Below are 10,128 nucleotides of genomic sequence, written 5' to 3'. Positions count from 1 at the left end.
TCGGGAGGAAGGAACTTTCTAAAATATTCTTCTTTTCTTTATCTCAGTATGTTAAAATATTATTTAATTGATAATTAGCAATTCATAATTGATAATTAATAATTAAAAGATTGCCCAAAGCAATTGTAACTTCTTAAGGTGGTTATTGCGGCGGGGCTCACCTCTTCCCATCCCGAACAGAGAAGTTAAGCCCGCCTGCGCAGATGGTACTGCATCATTGTGGGAGAGTATGTCGTCGCCTTTCTTTTGAAAAGCCCTATCCGGATCGGATAGGGTTTTTTTGTTTATGCTTTTTCTTAGAAATTGCTAAAACCTAGCTTTTAAAGTATCTAAAGCATTTCTTCAGGAAAACTGCAAAATGGCTCTAAAGGGTGTAAACATTAAAAAGGGTATTAAATCTAAGCAACTAAAAAGGTAAAATCACTATTTATAGTGATATGAAAAATAAAATAGAATAGTAGCTTTGGGTTGAAGTTAAGATGTTATTATATCATTGAAACTTTATTATACCAATAAGATTGACATTTTTTCAAAGACAATATAATGGTCTTATTACCTGCTCGAATAATTAGTAAAGCATTGGGGAGCTTTACTCTTTTATTCGAGCTAGTAATAAATTTTACGGTAATTAGTCTACTAGACCATTTTCTACTGCATATTTTACTAAACCCGCTGTATTTTTAGCATTTAATTTTGACAATAAATTACGTCGGTGTGTATTTACTGTATTTAGACTTATAAAAGTTTTTTCGGCGATTTCGGCTGTATTGTATTCTTGGGCAATTAGTACTAAGATTTCTTTTTCTCTTGAACTTAGTTCAGTTAGAGCAGAAACTTGTTTTTCAATTTTTTTACTATTGTTAAAATGTTTTTCTTCTAATTCTTCGGTTAAATAATTTTTTCCAGAAGCAATGGTATTGATGGCTTTTAATAGCTCTTCTTTTTCAGCATTTTTCAATAAGTAGCCATTTACACCTATTCTAATTAATCTCGAAACTATCATAACGTTGCTGTGTGTGCTTACAATTAGGATTTTAACATGAGGATATTGTTTTTTGAGAATCTTACTCAATTCAATTCCATCCATTTTTGGCATACTAATGTCAAGAATTATAAAATCAACAACTCCTCTTTTAATAATTTCTAATGCTTCTATTCCATTTACGGCTTTATCAATAACATTAATATTTGGTTCTTGTTCTAACAAAGAAATAATTCCTTGAAGAAACATCGTATGGTCATCGGCAATAAGTAGTTTAATTTTATTCATTCAATAAAAATGTTAGTTACTTTTCAGTTCGTCAAGCTGATTTTTTAAGTCAATTCCTTTTATTTTCGTTTTGTGTTTCGTTTTCAATATTGGAATTTCTATATTAATAATGGTGCCTCGTTTTAATTTTGAATCAATTATAAATGCCCCATTTAGTTTATTAATTCGATTTTCGATATTAGTTAAACCAATTCCTTTTATATCATTTTGGGTTTCAAAACCAACTCCATTATCTTCAAATAATAGATTTAATATATTTTCGATATAATTCAGCTGAATCTCTATTTCAGAAGCTTTAGCATGTTTAACTGTGTTTGTCAAAAGTTCTTGTATAATTTTAAAAATTTCAACCTGAATATTTTCATGCAATTCATTAATCTCTTTTTTCGGATAAGGAATGTAAGAAATCTTAATTTTACTTGCATCGCTTATATTTCTTAAATAAGATTCTAAAACTTCTAGAAATTTGTTTTGGTTGAATTTTTTCGGAAGTAATGTATGAGATAAATTTCGTACCTGCTGATATGTTTCGTCCAACTGATAGGTAATGTTTTGAATATTAGAAAAATTTGAAGGATTTAAATGATTTACTTGTAATTTAATGGCTGCCAAATTTCCACCGATACTGTCGTGAAGTTCTTGTGAAATACGCTGTCTTTCTTTGTCTTGGCCACTGATTGAAGCTTTGATTAATTCTAATTCCTGTTCTTTCAAAATACTGTTTATTTTTTGAGAACTAATTTCGGCCTGCTTAATATTTAATAAATGTTGTACCTTAAATCGTTTGTAAAATTGAAATAAAAGTGCAATTATTGGAATCAATAAAATGAGGAAGGCATTAATGGTAAATAATTTAATTCTTTTTTGCTGATTGATTTCTAGCGTTTTTAATTGCTGATCTTTTTTTAGAAGTGATATTTCATTTCGTTTTTTGCTTGATGAATTCTGATATGCCAGAATGGTGTTTTCGTTGTTTTTTTTCGATATTTCCTCCTTAAGAAGCATGTTCTTAATTGCTTCTTCCTGACTTGCTAGGGCTAGTTTTTTTGCTTCATTTTCAAATTTTAAAGATTCAATTTCTTTTTGTTTTTGAGCCGTTTTATATTTGATTTCCAATTCATTGATTTCTTTAATTCGTTCCATTTTTGAAATAGAATCTTTTAGATGTGTTGATTTTTCAAAAAACAAATAAGCATTTTTAAAATCATCTTGTTTGATGGCAATTTTTCGCAACTCATCATAGATATCTATTTGATTTTGAAGTAATCCGAAGCTGGCTGATTTTTGTAGTGCTTCAGAAAGAATTAATTTTGCCTCATTATATTTTTTCTCAGAAATATAACAGTTGGCAATGGTGCATCTTGAAATAATAGCCAATTGGTTTAGTTCATTTTCATCGGCAATAATAACTGCTTTTTGATACATTTTTAATGCTCGATCATATTTGTTCTGCAATTGATAGTTTTCGCCTAAACCAAGTAGAATAATGGCTTTTCCTTGAAAGTTATTGGTTTTTTCGCAGAGTATTTTTCCTTTTTTATAATAGATAATTGCGTTATCATAATCTTTCAGTCTTGAATAAAGGTCGCCAATATTGATATAGCTTCCGAGAATTATTTCTGAATCATCTTTATATTCCAAACACTGCTTGAATAATTTTAAAGCATTTTGATAATCGCCTAGCTCTGTATACGTTTGTGCTAAACCGTGTGTATGAGTATAAAAAAGATTTTTTTCATTGTATTTTTGAGAAGCCTCGATACCTTTTAGATGCCATTTTTTACTTTCATTAAATAGGCCTTTTTTATTGTAATTAATTGCTAAAAGATTAAAACCTAACGAAAAAAGTCGGCTTTTTAGAGAATCATTTGGAGTTGTATTGTATTTAAAAGCTTGATTGGTATAATAAATAGAAGAATCGATTATTGCTCTTTTATTGAAGTAGTAAGCAAGAAGAAGATTTGTACTCGCAATTGATCGGTTATCTATTTTCGATTTTAAAAGCAAATGCGCTTTTCTGAATGCTTTTTTTTCTTCGCCGTTATTATACAAATCATAAAGACTCAGAATTTGAGAATTCTGCTTAGTATTTAATGATTTTTTGACAGCAAAAGTCTTCTTTTTATTTTCAATCTGTGCTTGGAGACTGAATGATAAAAAGACGAATATCATTAAATAAAACCTTTGCGACCAGATTGCCATACGTTTTTGGTTTATACTCTAATGGTATTAGAATAAATTTTAAAGTTTTGTAAACTTGGGGTTTAAGGACTGCTTCTCTTGAGAGATAAGTAAAAGTACTACAAAACAATCGAAAAAATATTCAAAAAAATAAAATTTTTGAAGGAAGTTGTGAAACGAAAAATTGTATAAACTGATTTAAGTTTATTGTAAATCAGTTTGTTATGATTCTTGAAAAGGATAAATGTTTCTTAAATAAAATTGAATGTAAATTTTCTTACAGTAAATTAGTGAGACAATATTTAAACGAATGAATCATGAAAAAGAGAATATTTTTAGTCATAGGATTGTTAGTATTATCAATCTCGGCTAGCGCACAAAAGAAAATCGAAGTGACAGAACTGCCAAAACCAGCGCAAGATTTTTTAAAGAAGTATTTTAGCCATACAACTGTTGAAATTGCTAAAAAAGACGCAGAGCATGGAGAAAAGGGGTACGAAGTGAAACTGAAAGACGGCACGGAAGTAGAGTTCTGGAAAGATGGATCATATCGAGAAGTGGACGGTGGAGACAATCCAATTCCGACCGCTTTTATTCCGGAAAATATAAAAGCTTATGTAGCCAAAAATCACCCGAATGAAAAAATAACGCACATCGACTATGGACATAAAGATTTGGATGTCGATTTGACTAATAATATTGATTTGGAATTTACTAAGGATGGTAAGATTTTAAAAGACAAGAAGAATGATTAATTTTTTTAATTTATTCTAAAATGTCTAGTTTGTTTTCGCTTTCATGTTTAAATCAAGACATCTTAATTTGTAGCCGATTTTTTTGTAAATAGTAACGTGAAAGAAAATAGTTTATATTTACATTTCTATTTTTTATTTCATGGAAGAAAATAAACATGTAACGATTTACGATATTGCCGAGAGACTTAATCTGGCAACATCTACTATTTCACGAGCTTTAAAAGACCATCACACTATAAGCGATAAGACGATTAAAAAAGTGAAAAAAACTGCTGAAGAAATGGGATTTGTACCAAATACTTTAGCAGCAGGTTTGCGTGGAAATAAAACAAGAACCATTGGTGTTTTAATTCCCACTGTTACGCAGCCCTTTTTGTCTTCTTTAATTAGCGGAATCGAGATCACAGCTCAAAAATCTGATTATACCGTGATCATTATGCAATCGCATGACTCGTATGAAGAAGAAGTAAATATGGCTAAATCTTTGTATTCCAATCGTGTGAGTGGTGTAATCTGTTCTTTGGCAATGGAAACTAGAGATACAGCGCATTTTCAGCAGTTTTCAAACAATAATATTCCATTAGTTTTTGTTGACAGGGTTCCGAAAGATTACAATACTTTTAGGGTTGTAATTGATAATTATACAGCAGGTTACAAAGCGACAAAACACCTTATTGAACAGGGTTGCATTCGTATTGCCCATTTAACGGCTGGTTCAGAATTAGGTAATTTATATAACGAAAGAAAAAGAGGTTATATAGAGGCCCTAAAAGATCATAACATCGAGGTAGAAGAAGAATTGATCATCAGTTTAAATTCTGTTACTTACGAAGATGGAGTAAAAGCTAGTAACGCTTTGTTTGATTTAGATCCAATTCCAGACGGTTTATTTGCACCTGGAGATATTTTGGCCGTGAGTGCCATTCAGACTGCTAAAAAACGTGGCATTAAAGTGCCAGAGGAATTCAAAGTAATTGGTTTTAATAACGACCCGATTTCGCAGATAATAGATCCGAATTTATCGACTATTACGCATCCTGCCGAAAAGATGGGAAAAGCAGCAGCAGATATTATTATAAAAAATTTGAAATCATCTAAAAATGATGATGATGCCAAAGAAATTACATTCTTAAATACAGAAGTATTGGCAAGAGAATCTTCGCAGAAATAGAGTCAAAAAGAAAGGATTTAAACTCTAAATCCACCCAGTTAAAGCAGGATAGTTTTTATAATTATCCTGCTTTTATTTGTTATATAAATTATTTTTTTGAAAAAAAGACGACTAAAATTTTTTTCTTAAATAACAATCTTATATTTTTACGCAACCGATTGCAATTGTTGTTTTATTTAGAATAATGTATTTTTTGAATTAAATTTTTGTCAAATACTTTTAAACGGAAATAAAATATTGATTCTTTCGAAAAGATGTTTGAAGAATTAAATTTAAGCCAATGACCTTATTAAGATTTGTTGTATTGTTTTTTCTGGTTTCCTTTTCGGCTTTAGCACAAAAGGATTATAAATTGTGGCTTCAGTATAATACAGTAGCTAATTCTACAATAGCTGCAGAATATAAAAACACTTTTAAAGGAATTGTTCTTTTAGGAAATTCCGAAACCATAAAAATTGCAGGAAAAGAACTCAAAACTGGATTTTCGGATATGTTAGGAAATATTCCTCAAATCAATCCAGATATAAAAGGAGAAAATAATCTTATTGTTGGTTCAGAACCGAATTTAAATACCGAAATCAAAAACGACTTAAAGTCTGATTTTGATAAAATAAATAGCGAAGGATTTATCATTAAATCTATTTCGATTAAAAACAAAAAACAAATTATTATCACAGGAAAAAATGATGTTGCGGTTTTATATGGAGTTTTTAATTTTCTGAGAATATTGCAAACCAATAAATCTGTTAAGAATTTAAATAGTACTGATTCTCCCAAAACCAATATTAGAATCCTGAATCATTGGGATAATTTGGACCGAACAGTTGAAAGAGGTTATGCTGGATTTTCGCTTTGGGACTGGCAGAAATTGCCTGATTTTATTGATCACCGCTATATTGATTACGCTAGAGCGAATGCCTCAATCGGAATCAACGGAACGGTTTTGACCAACGTAAACGCCAATGCTTTAATTCTGACTCCTCAATATTTAGAAAAAGTTGAAGCCTTAGCCAATGTTTTTAGACCTTACGGTATAAAAGTTTATTTAACTGCAAGATTTTCGGCTCCTATTGAAATTGGAAAACTAAAAACTGCCGATCCAAAAGATCCTGAAGTGATTACTTGGTGGAAAGATAAATCAGCTGAAATTTATAAACGAATCCCAGATTTTGGAGGATTTTTGGTAAAAGCCAATTCAGAGGGTCAGCCTGGTCCACAAAATTATGGACGAGATCATGTCGATGGCGCTAATATGCTTGCAGATGCTGTTGCTCCTTTTGGTGGAGTAATTATGTGGAGAGCGTTTGTCTACTCAGAGCATGATGCGAATGATCGTGCCAAACAGGCGTACACTGAATTCCAACCGTATGATGGAAAATTCAAAGAAAATGTAATCGTTCAGGTTAAAAATGGAGCAATAGATTTTCAGCCAAGAGAGCCTTTTCATCCGTTGTTTGGCGCAATGCCTAAAACGCCTTTAATGATGGAATTTCAAATCACACAGGAATATTTAGGTTTCAGCACACATTTGGTTTTTTTGCCAAAATTATTTCAGGAAGTTTTAGAATCTGATACATATCAAAAAGGAAAAGGTTCAACTGTTGCTAAAGTTATTGATGGCACTTTATATCAAAATAAATTAACAGGAATTGCTGGTGTTGCCAATATTGGAAATGATTTAAATTGGACAGGCCATCCTTTTGCACAGGCGAATTGGTATGGTTTTGGGCGATTGGCTTGGAATCCGTATTTAGATTCGGAAACTATTGCTGATGAATGGTTAAGAAGTACTTTTTCTAATGATGAAAACTTCATTAAACCTGTAAAAGATATGATGATCAAATCGCGTGAAGCGGTTGTTAATTATATGACACCACTTGGTTTGCATCATATTATGGATACGGGACATCATTATGGACCTGGGCCTTGGGTTTCTAATTTATCAAGACCAGAATGGAATCCTACCTACTATCATAAAGCAGATAAAAACGGAATTGGTTTTGACCGCTCAAAATCTGGCACAAATGCCGTTTCGCAATATGCACCAGAAGTGGCAAATGTTTTTGATAATTTAGAAACCTGCCCAGAGAAAGATCTATTATGGTTTCATCATGTTTCGTGGGATTATAAATTGAAAAATGGTCAGACGCTTTGGAACGGTATGGCGTTGAAATATCAGGAAGGTGTAAATCAGGTTGCAGCAATGCAAGATGTTTGGAATAAGGCAGAAAAATATGTTGACAGCGAACGTTTTGATGAAGTGAAAATGTTATTGGAAATTCAGTATAAAGAAGCAAAATGGTGGCGCGATGCATGTTTGCTATATTTTCAGCAGTTTTCGGGAAAAGAACTTCCTGAAGGAGTTGAAAAACCAACACAAACTTTAGAGCATTTTGAATCATTAAAATTTCCTTTTGCGCCAGGGAATGGATAATAAATTTGAGTAATTGTAACGCGGATAAAACGGATTTGCTATCGCAAAGACACGGAAAAAGACGGATTTTTTTAATAAAATTAAGAAAAAAACCAGCGTAAATCAGCGATTTCGCGATAGCGAATCCGTTTCATCTGTGTACAAAAAAATATATTTTATAGAAAATTATGAGTAAAAAAACAGCAATAGTAACCGGAGGAAATTCAGGTTTAGGATTTGCGACAGCAAAGAAATTATGTGACAACGGCATCACAACCTACATCATCGGAAGATCAAAAGAAAAAACAGAAGATGCGTGCAAAGAGATAGGAGAAAATGCCATTCCGGTAATTTTTGATTTAAACGATCTAAAAGGAATTCCTGCAATGATTGAAAGTATCACAAAAGAAAACCCAATCGATATTTTGGTAAACAATGCCGGAATTAATATGAAAAAAGAGTTTACAGATGTAACTGATGAAGATTTTCTTTCAATTATTCACACGAATCTTTTGAGTGTTTTTGCGGTGAGTAGAGAAGTCGTAAAAAACATGAAAAAAAACGGAGGCGGAAGTATTGTTAATATTAGCTCAATGGCATCACAATATGGAATTCCAAAAGTAATTGCGTATTCGTCAAGCAAAGGCGCAATTGAAGCTATGACTCGTGCTATGGCGGTTGAATTGGCTCAGTTTGGCATTCGTGCCAATTGTATTGCTCCGGGATTTATCAAAACTAAAATGTCATCGACAGCTTTAGACAATGATCCTGAAAGAAAAAATAAAGTGCTGGGCAGAACGCCAATGGGATATTTAGGAGAACCGTCAGACATTGCAGATGCAGTTTATTATTTCGCTCTAAGCGAATCAAAATATACTACTGGTACAGTGTTGCCAGTTGATGGTGGAAATAGTATTGGGTTCTAATTTAAAGTTTCTGAGAGGCAGAGGCTCAAAGGTTTTAAAGGATTAAAAAGATTAAAATCAGCTTAATCTGCGATCTCGATAGCTATCGGGAGCTGGAAACAAAACTTTGCGTCTTAGCGCCTTCGTGGCATTTAAAAAAAAGAAGTATGATAAAAATGCAACAAACCATGAGATGGTTCGGTCCAAGTGATAATGTCAAGCTGATTGACATTCGACAAGCTGGCGCAACAGGAATTGTAACTGCATTGCATCAAATTGCTGTTGGTGATGTTTGGACAATTGAAGCAATAAAAGAAAGACAAGAAATCATTCGCAATTATGGTTTGGAATGGACTGTGGTTGAAAGTCTTCCTGTTCATGAAGAAATCAAACGTGCTTCGGGAAATTATCTGCAATACATAGAAAATTATAAAATTAGTTTGCAGAATCTGGCCGAATGCGGAATCAAAATTATTACCTACAATTTTATGCCGATTTTGGATTGGGTAAGAACCAATCATAATTTTATAAATGAAGATGGCAGCAGAGCTTTACTGTACAATCAGGATGCATTTACTTATTTTGATGTTTTTCTTTTAAAAAGGCCAAACTCAGAAAATGATTATTCAGAAACTGAAAAAGAGAAAGCTTTGCAGTTTGGAAATCAATTGGCTGAAGATGAAAAAGCACTTTTGTTTAAAAATGTTTTATTAGGACTTCCTGGAAGTAAAATCAATTTTACAGCAGAACAGATTTTGTCTCTTTTAGAAAACTATGCCCAAATCGACAATCAAAAGTTACGAGAAAACCTGATTTATTTTTTATCTGAGGTAACTCCAATTGCTGAGAAAAACGGGCAAAAATTAGCCATTCACCCAGACGATCCGCCATTTTCGGTTTTAGGACTTCCAAGAATTGTTTCGACAGAAGCCGACTTGAAAGCTATTTTTAGTGCCGTTCCTTCAACAGCAAATGGATTGTGTTATTGTACAGGTTCTTTAAGTGCCGATCCAAAAAATAATCTTGAAAAAATAATAGACGATTTTGGAGACAGAATTCACTTTTTGCATCTGAGAAATACTATCCGCGAAAGCGAAACTATTTTCAGGGAATCAGAACATTTAAACGGCGATGTTAAAATGGAAGTGATTATAGAAAAATTACTTTTATTAATGAATAAAGCGAAAACAAGTCTCCCAATGCGACCAGATCACGGTTTTCTGCATAGAGTTGATGAAGAAACGGAAACTTATCCAGGTTACTCTTTAACGGGAAGACTGAAAGGCTTGGCTGAGTTAAGAGGTTTGGAAATGGGAATTGGTTATAAATTGGGTTTATAAATAAAGTTAAGTATCCTAACATTTTTTTAACCTGTTAGGTTTAAGATTATAAACGTACTGTTTTGTCATTTCGACGTAAGGAGAAATCTTCGC

At 32.3% G+C, this 10,128-nt stretch carries 7 protein-coding genes and 1 rRNA gene; 6 read left to right on the top strand and 2 right to left on the bottom strand.

Annotated elements, in window-relative coordinates; genetic code table 11:
- Positions 1 to 134 precede the first annotated feature (134 nt).
- Positions 135 to 244 (top strand): 5S ribosomal RNA (rrf, locus tag AAYQ05_RS08520).
- Positions 245 to 628: 384 nt separating this feature from the next.
- Here rrf and AAYQ05_RS08515 read toward each other — a convergent pair.
- Together AAYQ05_RS08515 and AAYQ05_RS08510 are read right to left on the bottom strand one after the other, a co-directional pair.
- The gene (locus AAYQ05_RS08515; protein WP_343542631.1) at positions 629 to 1,270 is read right to left on the bottom strand and encodes a response regulator; all 642 of its coding nucleotides are present in this window, start codon (positions 1,268 to 1,270) and stop codon (positions 629 to 631) included.
- Between the two features lie 12 nt (positions 1,271 to 1,282).
- Complete coding sequence (locus AAYQ05_RS08510) at positions 1,283 to 3,472, bottom strand: tetratricopeptide repeat-containing sensor histidine kinase (RefSeq protein ID WP_343542629.1); 2,190 nt, start codon at positions 3,470 to 3,472, stop codon at positions 1,283 to 1,285.
- Between the two features lie 296 nt (positions 3,473 to 3,768).
- Here AAYQ05_RS08510 and AAYQ05_RS08505 point away from each other — a divergent pair, with 296 nt between their 5' ends.
- The 5 genes from AAYQ05_RS08505 (at position 3,769) to uxuA (ending at position 10,035) form a co-directional block, all read left to right on the top strand.
- Positions 3,769 to 4,206, top strand: coding sequence for a PepSY-like domain-containing protein (locus AAYQ05_RS08505; protein ID WP_343542627.1), 438 nt, complete (start codon positions 3,769 to 3,771; stop codon positions 4,204 to 4,206).
- Positions 4,207 to 4,345: 139 nt separating this feature from the next.
- A complete protein-coding gene (locus AAYQ05_RS08500; protein ID WP_177210597.1) occupies positions 4,346 to 5,377 on the top strand; it encodes a LacI family DNA-binding transcriptional regulator in 1,032 nt (343 codons plus the stop codon).
- Between the two features lie 280 nt (positions 5,378 to 5,657).
- The gene (locus AAYQ05_RS08495) at positions 5,658 to 7,811 is read left to right on the top strand and encodes an alpha-glucuronidase family glycosyl hydrolase (RefSeq protein ID WP_343542625.1); all 2,154 of its coding nucleotides are present in this window, start codon (positions 5,658 to 5,660) and stop codon (positions 7,809 to 7,811) included.
- A 167-nt stretch (positions 7,812 to 7,978) separates the two neighbouring features.
- A complete protein-coding gene (locus tag AAYQ05_RS08490) occupies positions 7,979 to 8,716 on the top strand; it encodes an SDR family NAD(P)-dependent oxidoreductase (RefSeq protein ID WP_343542623.1) in 738 nt (245 codons plus the stop codon).
- Between the two features lie 155 nt (positions 8,717 to 8,871).
- Positions 8,872 to 10,035: a mannonate dehydratase gene (gene uxuA, locus AAYQ05_RS08485; RefSeq protein ID WP_343542641.1), complete on the top strand. Its 1,164-nt coding sequence runs from the start codon at positions 8,872 to 8,874 to the stop codon at positions 10,033 to 10,035.
- Positions 10,036 to 10,128: the final 93 nt, after the last annotated feature.

Source organism: Flavobacterium movens (genome assembly GCF_039581425.1).
In the GTDB taxonomy this organism is placed as follows: Bacteria; Bacteroidota; Bacteroidia; order Flavobacteriales; family Flavobacteriaceae; genus Flavobacterium; species Flavobacterium luteolum.
The sequence above is the reverse complement of the archived record's forward strand: the minus strand, read 5'-3'. Positions and strand labels throughout refer to the sequence as shown.

What these genes read in the sequence shown, in the direction of transcription:
- AAYQ05_RS08515 (WP_343542631.1), bottom strand. Translation starts at nt 1,270, where the DNA reads ATGAATAAAATTAAACTACTTATTGCCGATGACCATACGATGTTTCTT.
- AAYQ05_RS08510 (WP_343542629.1), bottom strand. Translation starts at nt 3,472, where the DNA reads ATGGCAATCTGGTCGCAAAGGTTTTATTTAATGATATTCGTCTTTTTA.
- AAYQ05_RS08505 (WP_343542627.1), top strand. Translation starts at nt 3,769, where the DNA reads ATGAAAAAGAGAATATTTTTAGTCATAGGATTGTTAGTATTATCAATC.
- AAYQ05_RS08500 (WP_177210597.1), top strand. Translation starts at nt 4,346, where the DNA reads ATGGAAGAAAATAAACATGTAACGATTTACGATATTGCCGAGAGACTT.
- AAYQ05_RS08495 (WP_343542625.1), top strand. Translation starts at nt 5,658, where the DNA reads ATGACCTTATTAAGATTTGTTGTATTGTTTTTTCTGGTTTCCTTTTCG.
- AAYQ05_RS08490 (WP_343542623.1), top strand. Translation starts at nt 7,979, where the DNA reads ATGAGTAAAAAAACAGCAATAGTAACCGGAGGAAATTCAGGTTTAGGA.
- uxuA (WP_343542641.1), top strand. Translation starts at nt 8,872, where the DNA reads ATGCAACAAACCATGAGATGGTTCGGTCCAAGTGATAATGTCAAGCTG.